Below are 18,473 nucleotides of genomic sequence, written 5' to 3' on the forward strand. Positions count from 1 at the left end.
AATAAACAAATGAGGTAGCTAATAATGGATACACGTAGCCAACTGGCTCCGCTAGGGCCTGAATTTTCCCGTATGATTTGCGGTTATTGGCGCCTGATGGAATGGGGAATGACGCCTCAAGAATTGTTGGCCTTCATTGAGCAACATATTGAGTTGGGTATCACCACTGCTGATCATGCGGACATTTACGGTGGTTATCAATGCGAACAGGCATTTGGGCAAGCTTTGCGTCTTAAACCGTCATTGCGTAGTCAACTGGAGTTAGTGAGTAAATGTGGTATTGCCACCACAGCTAAACCAGAACATGCGCTGGGGCACTATATTACTGATCGTTCACATATTATTGAAAGCGCTGAACAATCGCTGGCTCACATGCACACCGATTACCTTGATTTATTGCTGATTCATCGTCCTGATCCCCTGATGGATGCTGATGAAGTTGCTGAGGCATTCACCCAACTGCACAAAAGCGGCAAAGTAAAACATTTTGGTGTTTCAAACTTTAGCCCTGCACAATTCAGTTTGCTGCAATCACGCCTGCCATTCTCATTGGTCACCAATCAGGTGGAAATTTCGCCACTGCACCAACCCGCGATTGTTGATGGCACACTTGATGCTTGCCAGCAGCTCCGTATTAAACCAATGGCATGGTCTTGTTTGGGCGGCGGCCGCTTGTTTAGTGACCCGGAATTCCAGACATTACGTGATGAATTACAGACAGTGGCGCAAGAAATGGGTGCTGACAGCATTGAGCAAGTGGTCTATGCGTGGGTTCTGCGTCTGCCATCTGCACCATTACCGATAATCGGCTCTGGCAAAATTGAGCGGGTCAAGGCGGCATGGGCATCACTGTCTTTGACGATGACTCGCCAGCAATGGTTCCGTATTCGTCGTGCAGCTTTGGGCTATGATGTGCCTTGAGTCTTTCCTCTGCGCCAGCACTCTTTAGGCTGGCGCGGTTTTGCTTTCCTCTCCCGGTACAGCCAATTGGAGCTGCGTTAATGAGCAGTAGAGCCGCCAGATAAGCCCGGCTAGCTCCCGGCCTGAAGCATCAGGATATTGGCCTAAAATCGCACTCATCCGCTGTAACTCTTGCAACGTCGCTTGCAAAGACGCGGGTTGAACACCTTTCTCTGTCATACACCCTTTTAAACAGTGAATACAGACATCACGCACGGCTGATAATGGTGCAGACGTTGTTTGCCAATCACGCAGTTGCCAGACTACATGGCTGCAATTGAGCAGCACCATCCCCCAACGAAGTAACCACAAGCGAGCGGGTTGATCTTTGCTGAGATTAAGCTGATTTATACGATGATAGATCAGTGACTCGAATTGATTTTGGTTTTGCTGTGGTCGGCTACTGAGTTGATCGATAAAGTCACGGCGTAATACGCGGATAATACGTCGACTTTTGCGCTTGTCAGAGCTGGGGCGCAGAACCTGGAATGCAACACCGGCCAACATCACGCCGACCAATTTACCAATATTATCATTCAGAAATTCTTGATAGTCATAGCTAGGAGGGTTGGTAACACTCAGGAAAGAACCCATAAATACAATAAGTTGTCCCCACAGTGAGGCATACGTCGGGTGCTGGAGCTTCATCATTTGCATGGTGATTAAGATAGGGAATAGCAGGGCAGCAAATTGCCAAAAATCATCCATCTGCACCATCACACCAAATTTCAGAATAAAGCAGCTTATCGAGAGCAAAACGATGGCTTTCAATAGGGTCGCGATGCTGTCGGTGGGCGACGGCGTTGCGGAGTAGAGCACGCAGCTTACCGCCGCTAATGCGAGCGCCGCGCTGCCAGAGCTCCATTGCGTATTTATCCAGAACGCGCAGCCGATAACGATACAAACGAAGGTTCTCAGGCCATTGTAGGCAGCTTCATAGGTATCGGTATGGCGGGCTAAAGCGGTCACCGGTGGCGGCGATAGGACCCCGTCCTCAGGTTCTCTATCCAGTTGTGCCAGCCAACGATTAACCTGTAAATATAACCAACAAAAATGCCGTAATCGTAACCAGAAAGCATGATGACGATAATCAAACTCATCATGTGGAGCGATTTGTTGCAGTATTTTGGCAAGTTGGTATTTATCACAGTCTGGCTGTTGCATGGCCGTCAGTAATTGGGTCAGGACGGTGGCCAGATTTTCTGGCGGTGATGGCCAGTTAACTAACATACGGCGCAAGCTGGTAATTACACTGGTGATACGTAACTGACGATGCAGAATAAAGTTCAATACATTATTTTGTCGCCGCAGACGGTAATGGCTCCAAAAGGCTTGAATCCGCAGCAGGTTCATGGTGAGAATTTGACCTATCAGCCCTTCGTGTGAGGTGCGAATCTGCGGGGTAAGTTCGGTTTGCCACAATAATTCGGCATGTTCCAGCAAGCGCGATTGCATTCGACGTAATGATGTGAGTAATGCCTCACCATCCGAAGTGCTCGGCAGCAACATCATCATCAGCCCACCACAGAGAATACCGGTAATGACCTCACAAACCCGAGCTTGGGCAATATCAAATATTTGCTGTGTATCTGTAGTATTGACGGTTGAAAAGGCAATAATGGCGGTGGTGTAGCCAGCTAAAGCAAAAGCATAAGAAACGTTATTCTGATAATGGTTTGAGACAAAAGTACATAAGCCAATCCAGGTGGCAATCACAAAGGTAAACAACCAAGGGTCGTTCAAGCAATGGCCTGCGATCACCAATGAAGCCGCGGCACCAATAAGGCTACCAATAACTCGGCCAATACTCTTACTGATAACACCGCCGACGGTTGGGAAACTGACCACTGCGGCCGAAGTCATAGCCCAATAGGGTTCATCTAAATTCAGAGCAAACGCAATCCACAACGATAAACACATCGCCAGCGAATTACGCAGAGCATAACGCCACTGACTTGCATTAGCTTTACCCCAAGGCGTTTGTTGCCATGAAGGGAAAGTGAGCCGCATGAGTTACTGCACCAAGGAAATTGTACAGGTGGTCCCGGCGATCAACGTGACATCGGCAGGAACATCCAACAATTTAATGCGCACGGGAACGCGTTGTGCCAAGCGCACCCACGGAACATTGGGCTTCACATCAACCAAAAGATCACCGCCCGTATCGACACTTTGATCATAAATTGCGCGACCAATGCTCTCTACCACTCCGCGTAAAGGAATGTTGCCATTATACAGAACAATTTTGGCTTCATTACCTTCTCTAATGTGTCGCAGTTTAGTTTCCTCGAAATACCCCATCACATAGAATGAGTCGGTATCGATTAGCGCGACTAAAGGAGTACCGGCGGTCGCATAGTTACCAACGCGGGTCTGAAGGTTGGTGATATATCCATTGGCAGGGGCATAAATTCGGGTTTTGCTAAGGTTCCATTTCGCTTGTTCAAGATTGGCCAATGCCCCTTGATAAGCGGCTTTCATACTCTCTGCGGTTAAATTGGCAATATCAAGGTCTTCGCCAGAAATGATATTTTTTGGCAAGTTGCGCCGGCGCTCGGCTTCGTGATTGGCTTTAGCCAATTCAGCCTGGGCCCTGATTAATGCGGCTTGCGCATTATCCAGCGCCAACTGATAGGGTTGCGGGTCAATCACAAATAATAAGCTACCCGAGGTTACCAACTGGTTATCATGAACTAATATTTTAACCAATCTGCCAGAGACTTCAGGGGTGATGCTGACTAATTCCGCCCGAACTTTGCCATCGCGAGTCCAGGGAGACTGCATATAATAATTCCACATCCACCAACCAGCACACAGTGCGAGGGCGAATACGATGACTGAGGTGAAATATTTAAAAGACTGATTATTCATATCAATTTACCAACTGGCTAATATCCATAAAGAAACACTGACTGCAATGACAAAAATGGACAGATCCATTAATATTGGATGCCAGATATCGCCAGAGTAGATCCAATTCCGCAGCACATGATGGATCAATAGCCATAACACCAAACCTAGCATAACTGCCTTAAATATCGGCGGGAAATAGATTGAGGTGCCTAAAACCAAGTCTGAAAGTGGGGCATTTGCGGATAATATTGATACATACATAAGGTTAATCCCTAAGAGGTAATTTTAGTAAATACATCATTTTTGCTAAAGGATTCCTTGTATTTATTGCTATTGTCTTAGCATCGACGGTATATATACATTTGTGTTTTTAATGTTAATTACCCAAAATAGACTGGACTCTGGTAGTTATGCTAGCACGCTAAATAAAAGGAGGGGCAATTGGAATCGACATTAGGATCTGATTTAGCACGATTAGTTCGCGTTTGGCGCGCACTTATCGACCATCGGTTGAAGCCGCTGGAACTGACCCAAACGCATTGGGTTACCTTGCATAACATTAATCGTTTACCACCTGAGCAATCACAGATTCAACTGGCAAAAGCGATTGGTATCGAACAACCATCATTGGTTAGAACCTTAGATCAACTGGAGGAGAAAGGTTTAATCACGCGTCACACCTGCGCAAATGATCGACGTGCAAAGAGAATAAAACTGACGGAACAGTCTTCACCGATAATAGAGCAGGTTGATGGAGTCATCTGTTCCACTCGCAAAGAAATTCTTGGGGGAATATCACCCGATGAAATTAAATTGCTAACTGGTTTGATTGATAAGCTCGAGAGAAATATTATTCAATTACAAAGCAAGTAATAATTAGATGTTACGCTTCTATTCACAGCAGAAAGAACATTTTTAGTTACCAGAACAAGTCAGGGTTCGCAATGAACCCTGACTTTTAATTATGAGTCACCCGGTGAGGTGATTAGCGCGGGCTTACAGTCACAGTGCTGCCACTGCTAGCAAGCATGACACGCTGACCAACACTAAAGCGAGTTGGACCTTGTTTCTGAACAACCAAAATGGTTGTGCCATCGTCTTTACGGACTTCTAGTTGCACGCCATCAGTGCGGTTCATTGCACCTTGAACACCTTGTCCAGCCATACCACCAGCGACAGCGCCTGCTGCGGTTGCCAAGCTACGACCTGTACCACCGCCGACAGTATTCCCAAGGAAGCCACCTAATACCGCACCACCGATAGCGCCCATAACATTGTTTTCATCGCCGCCTTGGATAGTCACAGGACGAACAGAGAGCAAAGTACCGTAAGTCACTGTCTGTACTTGTTTGGCTTGCGAAGCGCTGAAGACATCGCCAGACAACGTATTGTTGTTGGCACAGCCAGTCAGGGTGACTGCGGCAATAGCAACGGCGATTAATGGCTTGATCATAAAAACTCCTATTAAAAATGCATAACCGTATTACGGTTCAGTATGCCGGGGATATCCAAATCCAGTCCATTGACGGCCTAGTATTTGCATAAAGTATGGCTTACCCAAATATTTATTTCACTACTTAACTGATTTTTGACTATGTGCTTAATTTTTCAACCACACCAATGGATTCGCAGCTTAGCGGTTTACACTTCAACCAATATTAAACGGTGGTTTAACTTTCTTAAAGAAAGAAATATCACTGACGTAAATGAAAATGTAAGAACGAGCCACTTTTATGTGACCCTTATTGCAAATAAAACGCATTCTTTAAGACATGCCCCTATGGCGGTATACACTTAAAAAAGTATATCTTTTCATGGTGTTATTTTTATCATTCTGACTTGGCTCACGGTAAGTCTTGTTGCTATTTTGTCCCTTAAAGGGAAATAAGGTCATTGCTATGAAATCAGGCCGTTTTATTGGAGTGATGTCAGGAACCAGCCTGGATGGAATTGATGTCGTACTGGCCGCTATTGATGAGCGGATGGTGGCACAACAGGCCAGTTATTGTCACCCGATGCCAGTGCAGTTGAAAAAAGATATTCTTGGTATGTGTCAAGGCCAGTCAACCACGCTATCGGCCGTTGGCAGACTTGATGCCCAACTTGGCATCTTATTTGCTGAAGCAGTACTGGCGCTGCTGGCCAACGAGGGGTTGACCGCGCAAGACATCACGGCGATTGGCTGTCATGGGCAAACCGTATGGCATGAGCCACTGGGGGAGCCTGCTTTTACCATGCAACTGGGCGATAATAATCGCATTGCTGCAATGACAAAAATTGCCACTGTTGGGGATTTCCGTCGCCGAGATATGGCCTATGGTGGGCAGGGCGCGCCTTTAGTCCCCGCCTTCCACCATGCCTTATTAGCCCACCCCACAGAGCGGCGCATGGTCTTGAATATTGGTGGTATTGCGAATTTATCGATGCTGTTACCAGATTTGCCAGTACGCGGTTTTGACACCGGGCCGGGTAATATGTTGATGGATGCTTGGATCTGGCGTAATCGCGCGTTGCCTTATGACGAAGACGCCGCTTGGGCCTCATCTGGTCAGGTTAATCGGTCACTGCTCGAGCTGATGTACAGCGACCCCTATTTTGCCTTGTCGGCTCCGAAAAGTACTGGGCGCGAGTATTTCAATGCCGGGTGGTTAGATAAGCAACTGGCTAAAATCCCGGGGATAAAACCTGAAGATGTGCAAGCGACGCTGGCTGAATTAACGGCAGTATCCATAGCCGAGCAAGTTCAATTAGCGGGAGGCTGCGATCGTTTGTTGGTCTGTGGCGGTGGTGCGCGCAACCCATTGGTGATGTCGCGGATGTCGGCTTTGCTGCCTGGCACCGAAGTGTGCGTGACGGATGATTTTGGTGTCAGCGGTGATGATATGGAAGCGCTGGCATTTGCCTGGTTGGCATTTCGTACCTTATCAGGAAAAACTGGCAATTTACCTTCAGTGACTGGGGCCAGTTGTGAGACCATTTTAGGAGCAGTCTATCCTGTATCGTCATGGTGAGGGTGTTAAGCTGCCATAGTTTAAGGCAGCTTATCCACTCAATGAGGACGATATGATGAAACGCTTTCTTGGTATGACAGCGGGTGTAACCGCAGTATTGATGCTGGCCGGATGTAACTTGGTACAGCCGAAGAATGAGACGTTGCACTATCAATGTGGCACGACCAAGCTGACGGTTATGCAGGACAACAAACACGATAAAGTCAGCTTGGTTTTGGATGGCAACCAACTGACGTTGCCGCAAGTGCGCGCCGCATCTGGTGCTAAATACAGTGATGGTCACTATACATTCTGGTCGAAAGGAAACAGTGCTTTTGTTGAGCGTGATGACAAAATCATTATCAATGACTGTGTTTTGATCAAGTAATCTAGTCGTTGCCGGCTCAGGGTGATTGTGATTCTGCACCAGCACGGGCAGAATGATAATCACTGCTTTCCTGCGCGTTATAGAGCTTATATGACTGACAATAATGAATTTGATGTTGCAGATTTGCGCCGTGAATATACTCGCGGCGGTCTACGTCGTAGCGATCTAACTGAAAACCCCTTGGAATTATTTGAACGCTGGCTAAAACAAGCCTGTGAAGCTCGTCTACCGGATCCCACGGCAATGTGTGTGGCGACGGTAGATGCCAGCGGCCAGCCTTACCAGCGTATCGTGCTACTGAAACACTATGATGATAAGGGGATGGTGTTTTATACCAACTTAGGTAGTCGTAAAGCACAGCAATTAGCTGAAAACCCACATATCAGCTTGTTATTCCCTTGGCATATGTTGGACAGGCAAGTCATTTTCCTCGGTAAAGCTGAACGGCTTTCCTCCCTTGAGGTGCTGAAGTATTTCAGCTCCCGCCCTAAAGATAGCCAGATTGGTGCGTGGGTATCCCAGCAATCTTCTCGAATTTCAGCCCGTGGCGTGCTGGAAAGTAAATTTCTCGAACTAAAACAAAAATTTCAGCATGGCGATGTCCCTCTGCCCAGTTTTTGGGGGGGATTTCGCGTCAAATTTGATTCTGTCGAGTTTTGGCAAGGCGGGGAACATCGCCTGCATGACCGTTTTATTTATCAACGGGATGCGGATGTATGGAAAATTGACCGTTTAGCCCCTTGAGAACGACGAAATAATTGTGGTTAAACCTAGCGCTCGTCCCACGAGCGCTTTATTCTATACCTTCCTTGAGCACCCCTCGTAAAATACAATTTTTGTACCAGACAATGTTTGTCACAGAGAATTTTTGTAGCAGACAATGTTTCGTAAAAGACAATGGAGTCGTTGATGACCAGCAGCAACCTGATTAAACAATTGCAAGAGCGGGGCCTCGTTGCCCAGGTGACGGATGAAGACGCGTTAGCAGAGAGACTGGCGCAAGGGCCAATTTCACTGTATTGCGGTTTCGACCCTACCGCAGACAGCTTGCATTTGGGCCATCTGGTTCCGTTGTTATGCCTTAAACGTTTCCAGTTGGCGGGGCATCGTCCGGTTGCCTTGGTGGGCGGCGCTACCGGTATGATTGGTGATCCAAGTTTCAAAGCCAGCGAACGTAAGCTGAATACCGAAGATACCGTCAACGAGTGGGTTGAAAAAATTCGCCGACAGGTTTCGCCATTCCTGGATTTTGATTGCGGTGAAAACAGCGCAATTGCTGCGAATAACTATGATTGGTTTGGTGGCATGAATGTGCTGACTTTCCTGCGTGACATTGGCAAGCACTTCTCTGTGAATCAGATGATTAATAAAGAAGCGGTGAAACAGCGCTTGAACCGTGATGACAGTGGTATTTCATTCACTGAGTTCTCATACAATTTATTACAAGCATATGATTTTGCCTGCTTGAATAAAGCTTACGGTGTTGCACTGCAAATCGGTGGTTCAGACCAATGGGGCAATATCACCTCAGGTATCGATTTGACTCGCCGTCTTCACCAACAACAGGTTTACGGCCTGACGGTGCCATTGATAACTAAAGCAGATGGTACCAAGTTTGGTAAGACCGAAGGTGGCGCGGTGTGGCTTGATCCTAAGAAAACCAGCCCTTACAAATTCTATCAGTTCTGGATCAATACTGCAGATGCTGACGTATATCGCTTCCTAAAATTCTTTACTTTCATGAGCATGGAAGAGATCAATGCGTTGGAAGAAGAAGATAAAAATAGTGGCAAAGCACCGCGAGCGCAGTATGTGTTGGCAGAGAATGTAACCGGCATGGTGCATGGCGCGGAAGGCCTCGCAGCAGCGAAACGTATCACTGATAGCTTGTTCTCCGGCAATCTACACGACATGACTGAAGCTGACTTTGCTCAGTTGGCACAAGATGGTATGCCAACCATCGAATTGAACCGCGATGCTGATTTACAGCAAGCGCTGGTAAATGCCGAGTTGGTTCCTTCCCGTGGTCAGGCTCGTACCATGATTAACTCGAATGCGGTGGCCATCAATGGTGAGAAGCAATCAGACCCAGAATATGCTTTCACTGATGCTGACCGTCTATTTGGCCGTTACACATTATTGCGCCGTGGCAAAAAACATTATTGCCTGATTAGCTGGTTATAAGAATGAAATAAGATAAGGGGCAGAAATGTCCCTTATTTTTTTATAAGCGCCCTTAACTTTAGGCCGTACCAATGAAAAATATACTTTCGATTCAGTCACACGTTGTTTTTGGCCATGCAGGGAATAGTGCTGCTGAATTTCCTATGCGCCGGATGGGAGTTAACGTCTGGCCGTTGAATACTGTTCAGTTTTCAAATCATACCCAATATGGTCACTGGACCGGGTGTGTGATGCCCGCCAGTCATCTGACCGACATTGTGCAAGGCATTGCCGATATTGATCGGCTGAAAGATTGTGATGCGGTATTGAGTGGCTATATTGGCTCCCCCGAACAAGGGGACCATATTCTGGCCGCCGTGGCGCGGGTAAAACAGGCCAATCCAAAGGCTTGGTATTTTTGTGATCCCGTGATGGGGCACCCCGAGAAAGGCTGCATCGTCGCCCCCGGTGTTGCCGAATTCTTCTGCAAAGAAGCGTTGCCAGCCAGCGATATTATTGCGCCTAATCTGCTTGAATTAGAGCAACTCAGTGGTGTGCGGGTCGAAAATGTTGATCAGGCGGTTAAGGTGGCACGTGAACTTTGTGCTAAAGGGCCGAAAATTGTTTTGGTTAAGCACCTCAGCCGCGCCGGTTATCATGCCGACTGTTTTGAGATGTTATTGGTAACGGCTGATGAAGCCTGGCATATCAGCCGCCCGCTGGTGGACTTTGGTGCGCGCCAACCCGTGGGTGTCGGTGATTTGACCAGTGGCTTACTGCTGGTCAATCTGTTGAAAGGCGAGCCTTTAGATAAAGCTCTGGAGCATGTGACTGCCGCGGTATATGAAGTGATGCTGAAAACTCAGATGATGGGCGAGTATGAACTTCAGGTGGTTGCAGCACAGGATGCTATTGTTAGCCCATCCTGCCAATTCACTGCCAATCCTCTTAGTGTTTGATGTCGCTGGGGTCGAGTGAACTAAGCGTCAGCAAATTCGTTCAGTTCGCGCCTGCGATAACACCAAATCTAAGCTGCCATTTATATCAAGCGCCCTTTTAATAAGGGCGCTGTTATCACCTACAGTTTTATTTCTTTGGGTCTTCTGCCGCTAAAGCCGCTTTTACTGCAGGGCGTTCAGCCACATGAGCCATATATTGGTCTAAATGGCTGCGCTGTTTAATATCCAGTTTCAGTGCATTTGCCCAGCGGGTAACGGTAAATAGATAAGCATCAGCCACACTGAATTTTGTGCCCAGCAGATACTTATGCTGCGCTAATACGCTGTCTACATAACTGAATTGCTTATCCAGCCGTTCACGCGCGATAGCTTTATACTCGTCAGGCGTTTTAGGGTTAAACAGAGGGCTGAAACCTTTATGCAGTTCCGTCGCAATGAAGTTTAACCACTCGATGGCATGATAACGGGAAAGGGTGCCTGGAGGAGCTATCAGGTGGCGATCAGGCTTTTGATCTGCCAGATATTGCACGATAGCAACACCTTCAGTTAATAGGCTGCCATCATCGAGCAGTAGTGCGGGGACTTGTCCTTTTGGGTTGATGCTTAAATAGTCTTTACCCGTTTCAGTTACTTTGGTGGCCAGATCGACACTTTCAATACTAAAATCTAATCCTGCTTCACGTAATACGATATGTGGAGATAAAGAACAGGCGCCGGGTTTATAGAACAATTTCATCACAAACTCCTTGAGTTTCGCATTGAAAGGAAAACGCTTCCTTAATCCTAAGGCAGACGAGAGAAAAATGCAGCTAGTGGCGTAATATAATTGTGTGGAAAGCGAGAGTGGTATAGAAGCTAACGTGGTGTAAGAAATAAAGTATCAGGTTACGGCGGAGAATATTTCCCCGCCATAGGTTATCCATGACAGTTATTTTCTGTCAGTAGAAATCAGTTACCGTGGTGGGCGAGTGCTGATAGATGCAGACCAGCTAAAAGTGGTGGTGCTTGGTGCTGTTTTTTTGGTTTTTCTTTCGACGCGGGTTAATTTGGCGATTTGTTCTCTGGCGTTCATTATTTTTTCTATGGCTTCGTCTTTAACTTTGTTTTGTTCTGAATTGGTTAATGCTCTTCCTAAATTGATTCTGGCTTTATCAAGTTGTGTTTTGACGTCACGTTGCTCACTTTCGGTCATTTCTTTTAATGTCAGCTTTTTCATTTTTTTTGCCTTGTTTGCATCAGTCCTACACAGTGTACAACCTTATTCAGCGCGGGGATGTAAGAGATTGCGATCTGGGCGACATTAATCACGATAAAAGCCTGTTAGCCATTTCCAAATGAGGAAACGAACGCCGCTCTGCGGAATATCCGACAAAGCGGCGTTGTCGTGTCGAGAAGATGATGTGTATTAGAGCAATCGCGAGCCGTAGCCCCACAGCAAGACGGTTAGACCAAGGAGTAACTCTAATACCAACACACCGATGGCAAATGTGGAGCCAGAAAAGATAAAACCTTCCTGCCGGTCAATATTCAGGAAGGTTGGAATTCCTAGATACATCAAATAACCGGAATAGCATAGGGCGACGATACCAACGAATAGACACAGCCAGATGATGGGGTAGAGCGCCACTATACCGGCTAAAAATAGAGGGGTTGCAGCATAACCGGCGAATAAAGTACAACTTTGCCAACTGGGGCGGCTTTCATAGCGGCGAGCCATCCAGTAAATCACGCGCCCCATCAGGGCGACAGCAGCCAGAATTAGCACATAGAAAATAATGGCGGAATAGAGCGCGGTAAAGGGGGACAACTTGATGGTCTGTCCATCACCAAAATTCCAGCCTACCTGAGTGGTGCCGATAAAAGCACAAATCACCGGAATAGCCGCCATCAATAGAACATGATGAGCGTATAAGTGCTGAATACTTTCGCCCTCACGTTTGATCTGCTGCAATTCCTGACTGGGATGGGTCAGAAGCCCCCAAACATGGTTGATCATACGTCACCTCCTTGCCCGCCATCGACCGCAGATAACAGACAAATATCATCCTCATGGATTTACAGGATGGGGTTGAACACCACACGGCCTAAGATCAGTATAGTTTGTTTTTTGTTCACCCATAATGTGATGGTGTTCACGTTGAATTCAGGCGCAGTGGTATCACTGATGTAAATGCATAAGATAACTTATCAGCTTTGATGCAGATTTTAATCACGGGAGCAGCACATGGGGATTCAGGGAAATGATAGTCGGATCGACAATATAGAATTTGCCGTCAGTGATATTGCCCGGTCGAAAGATTTTTATGGCGGGGTCTTCAATTGGAAATTTACCGATTACGGGCCAAGATATTGTGAATTTACAGATGGTCGACTGACAGGGGGCTTGACCACGCTGAGTGAAGTTCAACCTAATGGTGGGCCGCTAATTATTCTGTATGCCGATAATTTGGAACAGACACAACAACGTCTGGAAGAGGCCGGGGCGACGATAGTGCTGCCCATTTTCGCTTTCCCGGGGGGGCGACGTTTCCACTTTACTGATCCAGATGGTTATCAGTTGGCGGTATGGTCAGATAACTAGTCAATCAAAGAGTATTCTAAAAAGAAAAACCGCCAATAAATGGCGGTTTTTTATGTCAGACAGTCGTCATATGCTCGTTATGCCGCAGTGGCAGGTGTAGCTTTTTTGCTGTCGCTTGGTGCTAATGTCATGCGGTACAGTTTTGGTGCAGTCAGCATCATCAGTACGGCGATGATGGCGGTGACAATACCAATTTGCATAAACACATGGCTGTAGATAGCCAGTGATGCATGAGCGTCAGTGATATCACTTGGTACCGCAGTTAATGCAGCGACTTTACCTGCGATCAGGGCTGCAGCCGCAGTGGTCAGGAACCATGACCCCATGATGAAGCCCATTAAACGCTGAGGAACCAACTGTGCGACCATCGCCAGACCCAGACCTGAAATCATCAACTCGCCAATACTTTGTAATGCGTAGCTCAAAATCAGCCAGTTAACGGAGACAATACCGTGTTCGTTGGCGAAGCTGGCACCCCATGGTAAGACCAAGAATGCTGCAGAGCAGAGCACCATGCCGAAAGCAAACTTATGCGGCATCGGTAGGCGGTCGCCCATTTTGTTATAGATTGCAGCCAAAATCGGGCTGGCAACCATGATCCAGAATGGGTTCAGTGCCTGATATTGTTCTGGTTCAAAGGCAATGCCAAAGATTGAATGTTCCACGTTGTGGATAGCAAAGAAGTTCAGTGAAGTTGGCATCTGGCTGTACAGCACAAAGAATACCACCGCTTCTAACATCAACAGGAAGGCTACAATCATTCTGCGGCGCGCAGTCCCATGCAGAGAGAACGTTTCTTTGGCAAAGATAAAGATAATACCTAGAGAAACCAGCGCCAGCGCCCAACGTGCAACGATTTGGTTATGCAACAACCAGCTAGACAGGGTAACCAGCGCGACAACACCGACCAGAACCATCAGCAATTTCTTAAACTGTAATGGTGCAAAGTCAGGTTTAGAACCTTGGTTTTTCACCCATTTACGGCAGAACCAGAAGTTCACCAAGGTAATCAGCATCCCGACAACGCTCAGAGAGAACGCGACACTCCAGCCATATTTTGCGGCTAACCATGGTGTTGCCAGCATAGAGAAGAACGAACCGATATTGACGGACATATAGTACATAGTGAATGCACCGTCCAAACGCGGATCATCTTTGTTATAGCAGGTTGAGAGCAGGGAGGATGGGTTCGCTTTGAACAAACCATTACCAACTGCAATGGTCGCCATACCCAGATAAACCCAGAAAATGTCATGGCCTGAATAGGCTATCATGGCATAACCGACAGCCAGAGTGAGTGCACCAAGCACGATGACGCGTTTCGCACCGAGAACTTTATCACCTAACCAGCCGCCGATGGCAACAAAGCCATACACCAAGGCGCTGAAAGAAGAGAATAAGGTGATGGAATCGGCTTCGCTCATCCCGAGCATTTTTACCAGATAAACGGCCATGATCCCTTGTAGGCCGTAGTAACCAAAGCGCTCCCAAAGCTCTATCGAGAAGATCAGGTAAAACGCTTTCGGTTGTTTGAAAGCATTCATACTGATGCTTTCAGGTTGCTCACTGTTTGGTGGTTGTTGACTGTTGTTTGCTGTTGACACGGGGGACCTCTGTTTTCACTACCTGTCATAAATGACAGGAAATACAAAAGTGAATGCCATAACGGCATCCTTTTGCGTTGTTATAAGATGTTTAGCGGCGGTTAATGTTCACTATCTTTGTCAACGAGACAAGGGTTTTGTAATGTTCTGTTACATATATCTTAGTCATCAGAATATAACCATGTTGCAAATGTTATGCAGTATTAACGTTTATGTTTTAGCGATTTGGCGAATTTTTGTTTTGATTAAATGCTGAACTGATTTTATTTAGTGATATATTCTGCTATTTCGTTAATTTACGGTTCATATGGTTATCTGTATGTGAATAACCAAACCAATATTGTGATTATATGGAAAACTCTGAAATTATCCAAAATTAGGTTGAATGTTAACCAGTAGAAAATCTGTATTGAATAGCAAACTGAGACTCGGCTCAAAGAGTTGTGTAAATTTTTCGGCGAAAAAAGCCAATAAGGTAAAAACATGTGGCGCAAGTGCGGTGATATACTGCCTGCCATGATGAAAAACTGAGTATCTGTATGGATATCAAACAACTTATCTATCTGTGCAATCTAGAGCGCGAACGGCATTTTGGCCGTGCGGCTGAGGCCAGTTTTGTCAGCCAACCCACATTGTCAATGCGTTTGAAAAATCTGGAACGCGAGTTGGGGGTTGCATTGATCAATCGCGGTAATAACTTTGAAGGATTTACTGCTGAAGGTGAGCGAGTTTTGGCTTGGGCAAGAGAGATTGTTTCTGTCTATCAAGGATTAAAGCTGGAAGTTGAGTCACTTAAAAATGGGCTGAATGGTACGCTGCGTATTGGCGTCGTACCACAATGCAGCATTTCACTAGCTCGGTTGCTGAAAAATGCCAGTGAACGCTACCCCCATCTGGACTTTCGGGTTGCCGTATTAAGTGCAGATCAATTACTGGAGGCCCTGACGGGTCACTCAGTTGATGTGGGCATTGGTTTTTTTGAACTTAACACGCTCAATGAATTACATTTTCAGGCGCAACCATTAGTTGATAGAGGGATTGATGTCGTTTTTCATCCAGACCATTTCCCTGAATTGATCGGAACTGAACCGCTGACATTAGCGCAAACGGCAGCATTACCGCTCTGCCTGACGGAACCAAGTCGATACTTCCGCCGTTATCTGGACAACCATTTTCGCGACGCTGATTTGCCGTTGCACGTTAGGATGGAAAGCACCTCTATTTTTCAGTTGCTGCAAGGCATTTTTGTCGGATTAGGCTGTGGTTTATTCCCTCAAGGGAGTTTGCTGGACGCGATGTCTCCTGCGCTACAGCGGCGGCCAGTCGATATCCCTAAAATGAACCGACATGCTGCGGTAGTGGTGGCTGAACCAGGGCGGGTGACACCACTGGCCCAGCATTTCTTTGATGTGGCCAAAGAGTGGCTGTCCACCCACGAAGTTTAATGGCCGAGTTGATGGTCGGTAAGCCTTTAATCGACGTGGCCGAGTGTTTGCCTCAGGCGGTTAGCCCATCCTGCCGCCGCCGTGTTGAAGAGGAGACTAAGCACTTGATTATAATTGATACCAAGTGTCAATAACGGGCTAAGATGCTGATAGCTAAAGCGCTCCGGTGCGCGGGTCAATTCGGCAGCAACCGAAATCAGTGAGTGGGTAACTGTCCCTGATGATTGTGCAGCCAGCGCGCCATCAACATCCACCTGCAGCGCGGCTAATAACGGTGCATTTCCGGCAATTTGTTGCAGTTTCTGCTGATGTTGGGCCTGACAGTACCGACTGCCATTGATACGGGCACTGACCAATGAGACCCACTCCAGCCCACCAGTGAGAGCAGCATCGGATAGCTCTCGCTGTGAGTGATATAGCTGGAGGGCCATCTCGCGATAGGCAGGTAAACTTTGCTGATGATATGCTAACAATTGTTCCAGCGTCAGTTCCGCATCATCAAGCTCTTCTTCTGTTAAGGTCGTATTTTCTTCCCATCCGGGTAACCAGCCTTGCCATATGGCGTTCGCGTTGGGTAACTGAACGGCTATGGCGTCGTCCATTCGCGGGAAGCCGGGTAACATGACGGTCGGATAACCCGCCAGTGCAGAAACTCCCGCCACGACTCGTGCCTGATAGCCTATAAAGCCAATTATCTGCGATAAAACAATAATATCGGTGTGCGTTAAACCTACATCGGCCAACTGTTGCAGCGCATGTTGATCGATCAGTGTCGGCTGACTGGCAAGCTGGCGGGCATATTGGGTGATTTGTGTTAGCCGCATATTACTTTCCCGTGATGCATCCGGGCTAGGGAGTGGGGTAAGGCGCTCAGCATAGTGGCTACATAATCGCTGAACCCCCGTAACTTGTGCGACAGTTAATGCGCTACTCAAGCGGTCATAGAGTGAAAAGGTACTGTTATGGTCTGGTTCAACAATCGTTGGAAAAAGCGCGTGATACATGGCCTCTGAAGCCAATAATATAGGGGTATGGTGCGTGAATGCGTCATCAAATGTGTCTGGCATACCGGCTACACACCCAAGTAGAAAAATACCCTTTTCGGGGACGTTTTCAGCCGGTAGCGAATAGTCGAGGTTACTACTATTCACTGCTCCACTTGCGTCAGCAATTTGTGCTGCAACGATCTCCAGACTGCCGCTGCGCTGAGTCTCATGATACCAATGGGCATTATCGTGGCGTCTAAATTGCACCATAGTGACCTCCGTTAAGGGCAGCAACACATCAAAGTGAAAGGTAACGATGAGTTAATTACCGTAGCCTGATAGGCCAGATGCGAATGATTGATTAACGCGGTATCAAATGAGGAGCAATACAAAGTGCGAGGTATCAACATCGGCAAGATATCCTGTCGTTTTATGGAATGAACACAGTGGATATCATTGCTGATTGGCATGGCGAGATAAAATAATGTTAAACCATAATCCATAACCAAAAGTAATAACATATTATTATATATAACAAAAATGTTGTTACGTTAGCGAATAATTGATTATAGAAATTGGCGTGACAGAGAAGATCCGCGATGGGCAACTCGCGGATGAGAAAGAGATATTTTGTGCAGTAGATTAGCTCGGTATCAACGGCTATTCTGGTTTTTTCAGGTTTAATTCATTCATTGCTGCAATACTGAAACCGCCATCTACATGCAGGATTTCGCCCGTAATACCGGCGGCTAAATCAGAACACAAAAATGCAGCGGGGTTACCAACATCCTCAATAGTGACGGTGCGACGGATCGGCGTCACGGCTTCACAATGTGCCAGCATCTTGCGGAAACTATCAATGCCAGAGGCTGCCAGTGTGCGAATTGGCCCGGCAGAGATGCCGTTGACACGGATACCTTCCGGGCCGAGAGCATTCGCCATATAACGCACGTTGGCTTCCAAAGACGCTTTTGCTAAACCCATTACGTTATAGTTTGGAATGGCGCGTTCAGCACCCAAATAGGTCAGAGTCAGCAGGGCAGAATTCGGGTTAAGCATAGCTCGACAGGCTTTCGCCATAGCAACAAAACTGTAGGAGCTAATGTCATGCGCAATACCAAAACCTTCGCGGGTGACGGCATCAACATAATCGCCTTTTAACTGGTCAGCCGGCGCAAAACCGATGGAGTGTACGAAGCCATCAAATTTCGGCCAAGATTGGCCTAAATCAGTAAATAATTGCGCGATACTTTCATCTTGTGCGACGTCACAGGGGAAGATCAGTTTAGAGCCTAAGGCCGCAGCAAATTCTTCAACACGGCCTTTTAATTTGTCATTTTGGTATGTGAAGGCCAGTTCGGCCCCCTCACGATGCATGGCTTGCGCGATACCATAGGCAATGGACAATTTGCTGGCGACACCTGTTATCAAAATGCGTTTGCCGGTAAGAAAACCCATATTAATTATCCTTTTATGTCAGTTATCCAGACGAGTCATGGTTTCTGTCTCTGGTCGAGATTTTTCAACATGCGATATGTGTCAAC

At 46.9% G+C, this 18,473-nt stretch carries 19 protein-coding genes; 9 read left to right on the top strand and 10 right to left on the bottom strand.

Going from position 1 to position 18,473, the window contains the following annotated elements:
• Window positions 1-24 precede the first annotated feature (24 nt).
• A complete protein-coding gene (locus ACIOG0_RS10655) occupies window positions 25-921 on the top strand; it encodes an aldo/keto reductase family oxidoreductase (RefSeq protein ID WP_050097592.1) in 897 nt (298 codons plus the stop codon).
• Window positions 922-945: 24 nt separating this feature from the next.
• Here ACIOG0_RS10655 and ACIOG0_RS10660 read toward each other — a convergent pair whose 3' ends face one another.
• The 3 genes from ACIOG0_RS10660 to ACIOG0_RS10670 are packed head-to-tail and all read right to left on the bottom strand — an operon-like array spanning window position 946 to window position 4,074.
• A complete protein-coding gene (locus ACIOG0_RS10660; RefSeq protein ID WP_050097593.1) occupies window positions 946-2,970 on the bottom strand; it encodes an FUSC family protein in 2,025 nt (674 codons plus the stop codon).
• Window positions 2,971-2,973: 3 nt separating this feature from the next.
• Window positions 2,974-3,831 carry an HlyD family secretion protein gene (locus ACIOG0_RS10665; RefSeq protein ID WP_050097594.1) on the bottom strand — a complete coding sequence of 286 codons (858 nt, stop codon included), beginning with the start codon at window positions 3,829-3,831 and terminating at the stop codon, window positions 2,974-2,976.
• A gap of 6 nt (window positions 3,832-3,837) precedes the next feature.
• Window positions 3,838-4,074, bottom strand: coding sequence for a DUF1656 domain-containing protein (locus ACIOG0_RS10670; protein WP_128451692.1), 237 nt, complete (start codon window positions 4,072-4,074; stop codon window positions 3,838-3,840).
• Window positions 4,075-4,254: 180 nt separating this feature from the next.
• On the opposite strand from ACIOG0_RS10670, the gene rovA reads away from it, so the two are divergent.
• The gene (gene rovA / locus ACIOG0_RS10675; protein WP_050097596.1) at window positions 4,255-4,686 is read left to right on the top strand and encodes a virulence master transcriptional regulator RovA; all 432 of its coding nucleotides are present in this window, start codon (window positions 4,255-4,257) and stop codon (window positions 4,684-4,686) included.
• A 112-nt stretch (window positions 4,687-4,798) separates the two neighbouring features.
• On the opposite strand, the gene ACIOG0_RS10680 is transcribed toward rovA, so the two are convergent.
• Window positions 4,799-5,266, bottom strand: a complete 468-nt coding sequence (locus tag ACIOG0_RS10680; RefSeq protein ID WP_050097597.1) for a glycine zipper 2TM domain-containing protein — start codon at window positions 5,264-5,266, stop codon at window positions 4,799-4,801.
• 445 nt (window positions 5,267-5,711) lie between these two features.
• Here ACIOG0_RS10680 and anmK point away from each other — a divergent pair, with 445 nt between their 5' ends.
• The 5 genes from anmK (at window position 5,712) to pdxY (ending at window position 10,313) form a co-directional block, all read left to right on the top strand.
• The gene (anmK, locus tag ACIOG0_RS10685) at window positions 5,712-6,824 is read left to right on the top strand and encodes an anhydro-N-acetylmuramic acid kinase (RefSeq protein ID WP_050097598.1); all 1,113 of its coding nucleotides are present in this window, start codon (window positions 5,712-5,714) and stop codon (window positions 6,822-6,824) included.
• A gap of 55 nt (window positions 6,825-6,879) precedes the next feature.
• Window positions 6,880-7,191, top strand: coding sequence for an MliC family protein (locus ACIOG0_RS10690; protein ID WP_050097755.1), 312 nt, complete (start codon window positions 6,880-6,882; stop codon window positions 7,189-7,191).
• Window positions 7,192-7,281: 90 nt separating this feature from the next.
• Entirely contained in the window at window positions 7,282-7,935 is a 654-nt protein-coding gene (gene pdxH / locus ACIOG0_RS10695; RefSeq protein WP_050097599.1) for a pyridoxamine 5'-phosphate oxidase, read from the top strand.
• 165 nt (window positions 7,936-8,100) lie between these two features.
• Complete coding sequence (tyrS, locus tag ACIOG0_RS10700; protein WP_128451691.1) at window positions 8,101-9,375, top strand: tyrosine--tRNA ligase; 1,275 nt, start codon at window positions 8,101-8,103, stop codon at window positions 9,373-9,375.
• Between the two features lie 71 nt (window positions 9,376-9,446).
• Complete coding sequence (gene pdxY, locus ACIOG0_RS10705; protein ID WP_128451690.1) at window positions 9,447-10,313, top strand: pyridoxal kinase PdxY; 867 nt, start codon at window positions 9,447-9,449, stop codon at window positions 10,311-10,313.
• Window positions 10,314-10,440: 127 nt separating this feature from the next.
• On the opposite strand, the gene gstA is transcribed toward pdxY, so the two are convergent.
• The 3 genes from gstA to ACIOG0_RS10720 all read right to left on the bottom strand — a co-directional run bounded on the left by gstA (window position 10,441) and on the right by ACIOG0_RS10720 (window position 12,309).
• On the bottom strand, window positions 10,441-11,049 hold the full coding sequence (gene gstA / locus ACIOG0_RS10710; RefSeq protein ID WP_050097602.1) for a glutathione transferase GstA: 609 nt from the start codon (window positions 11,047-11,049) through the stop codon (window positions 10,441-10,443).
• 216 nt (window positions 11,050-11,265) lie between these two features.
• Entirely contained in the window at window positions 11,266-11,529 is a 264-nt protein-coding gene (locus ACIOG0_RS10715; RefSeq protein ID WP_004706625.1) for a DUF3811 domain-containing protein, read from the bottom strand.
• Between the two features lie 189 nt (window positions 11,530-11,718).
• Window positions 11,719-12,309, bottom strand: a complete 591-nt coding sequence (locus ACIOG0_RS10720) for a Yip1 family protein (protein WP_072087773.1) — start codon at window positions 12,307-12,309, stop codon at window positions 11,719-11,721.
• A gap of 228 nt (window positions 12,310-12,537) precedes the next feature.
• On the opposite strand from ACIOG0_RS10720, the gene ACIOG0_RS10725 reads away from it, so the two are divergent.
• Window positions 12,538-12,894, top strand: coding sequence for a VOC family protein (locus ACIOG0_RS10725; RefSeq protein ID WP_050097603.1), 357 nt, complete (start codon window positions 12,538-12,540; stop codon window positions 12,892-12,894).
• 77 nt (window positions 12,895-12,971) lie between these two features.
• Here the strand turns inward: ACIOG0_RS10725 and dtpA are convergent, their stop codons facing one another.
• Complete coding sequence (gene dtpA / locus ACIOG0_RS10730) at window positions 12,972-14,498, bottom strand: dipeptide/tripeptide permease DtpA (protein ID WP_050097604.1); 1,527 nt, start codon at window positions 14,496-14,498, stop codon at window positions 12,972-12,974.
• Window positions 14,499-15,037: 539 nt separating this feature from the next.
• Here dtpA and ACIOG0_RS10735 point away from each other — a divergent pair.
• On the top strand, window positions 15,038-15,943 hold the full coding sequence (locus ACIOG0_RS10735; protein WP_050097605.1) for a LysR family transcriptional regulator: 906 nt from the start codon (window positions 15,038-15,040) through the stop codon (window positions 15,941-15,943).
• Between the two features lie 26 nt (window positions 15,944-15,969).
• Here ACIOG0_RS10735 and ACIOG0_RS10740 read toward each other — a convergent pair whose 3' ends face one another.
• The gene (locus ACIOG0_RS10740; protein WP_128451689.1) at window positions 15,970-17,199 is read right to left on the bottom strand and encodes a CMD domain-containing protein; all 1,230 of its coding nucleotides are present in this window, start codon (window positions 17,197-17,199) and stop codon (window positions 15,970-15,972) included.
• 390 nt (window positions 17,200-17,589) lie between these two features.
• Entirely contained in the window at window positions 17,590-18,387 is a 798-nt protein-coding gene (fabI, locus tag ACIOG0_RS10745) for an enoyl-ACP reductase FabI (RefSeq protein ID WP_050097607.1), read from the bottom strand.
• Window positions 18,388-18,473 lie beyond the last annotated feature (86 nt).

It is taken from the genome of Yersinia vastinensis (assembly GCF_044905075.1).
Classification (GTDB): domain Bacteria; phylum Pseudomonadota; class Gammaproteobacteria; order Enterobacterales; family Enterobacteriaceae; genus Yersinia; species Yersinia vastinensis.

Coding starts and splice junctions, on each gene's coding strand:
- ACIOG0_RS10655 (WP_050097592.1), top strand. CDS start 25: ATGGATACACGTAGCCAACTGGCTCCGCTAGGGCCTGAATTTTCCCGT.
- ACIOG0_RS10660 (WP_050097593.1), bottom strand. CDS start 2,970: ATGCGGCTCACTTTCCCTTCATGGCAACAAACGCCTTGGGGTAAAGCT.
- ACIOG0_RS10665 (WP_050097594.1), bottom strand. CDS start 3,831: ATGAATAATCAGTCTTTTAAATATTTCACCTCAGTCATCGTATTCGCC.
- ACIOG0_RS10670 (WP_128451692.1), bottom strand. CDS start 4,074: ATGTATGTATCAATATTATCCGCAAATGCCCCACTTTCAGACTTGGTT.
- ACIOG0_RS10680 (WP_050097597.1), bottom strand. CDS start 5,266: ATGATCAAGCCATTAATCGCCGTTGCTATTGCCGCAGTCACCCTGACT.
- anmK (WP_050097598.1), top strand. CDS start 5,712: ATGAAATCAGGCCGTTTTATTGGAGTGATGTCAGGAACCAGCCTGGAT.
- ACIOG0_RS10690 (WP_050097755.1), top strand. CDS start 6,880: ATGAAACGCTTTCTTGGTATGACAGCGGGTGTAACCGCAGTATTGATG.
- pdxH (WP_050097599.1), top strand. CDS start 7,282: ATGACTGACAATAATGAATTTGATGTTGCAGATTTGCGCCGTGAATAT.
- tyrS (WP_128451691.1), top strand. CDS start 8,101: ATGACCAGCAGCAACCTGATTAAACAATTGCAAGAGCGGGGCCTCGTT.
- pdxY (WP_128451690.1), top strand. CDS start 9,447: ATGAAAAATATACTTTCGATTCAGTCACACGTTGTTTTTGGCCATGCA.
- gstA (WP_050097602.1), bottom strand. CDS start 11,049: ATGAAATTGTTCTATAAACCCGGCGCCTGTTCTTTATCTCCACATATC.
- ACIOG0_RS10715 (WP_004706625.1), bottom strand. CDS start 11,529: ATGAAAAAGCTGACATTAAAAGAAATGACCGAAAGTGAGCAACGTGAC.
- ACIOG0_RS10720 (WP_072087773.1), bottom strand. CDS start 12,309: ATGATCAACCATGTTTGGGGGCTTCTGACCCATCCCAGTCAGGAATTG.
- ACIOG0_RS10725 (WP_050097603.1), top strand. CDS start 12,538: ATGGGGATTCAGGGAAATGATAGTCGGATCGACAATATAGAATTTGCC.
- ACIOG0_RS10735 (WP_050097605.1), top strand. CDS start 15,038: ATGGATATCAAACAACTTATCTATCTGTGCAATCTAGAGCGCGAACGG.
- ACIOG0_RS10740 (WP_128451689.1), bottom strand. CDS start 17,199: ATGGTGCAATTTAGACGCCACGATAATGCCCATTGGTATCATGAGACT.
- fabI (WP_050097607.1), bottom strand. CDS start 18,387: ATGGGTTTTCTTACCGGCAAACGCATTTTGATAACAGGTGTCGCCAGC.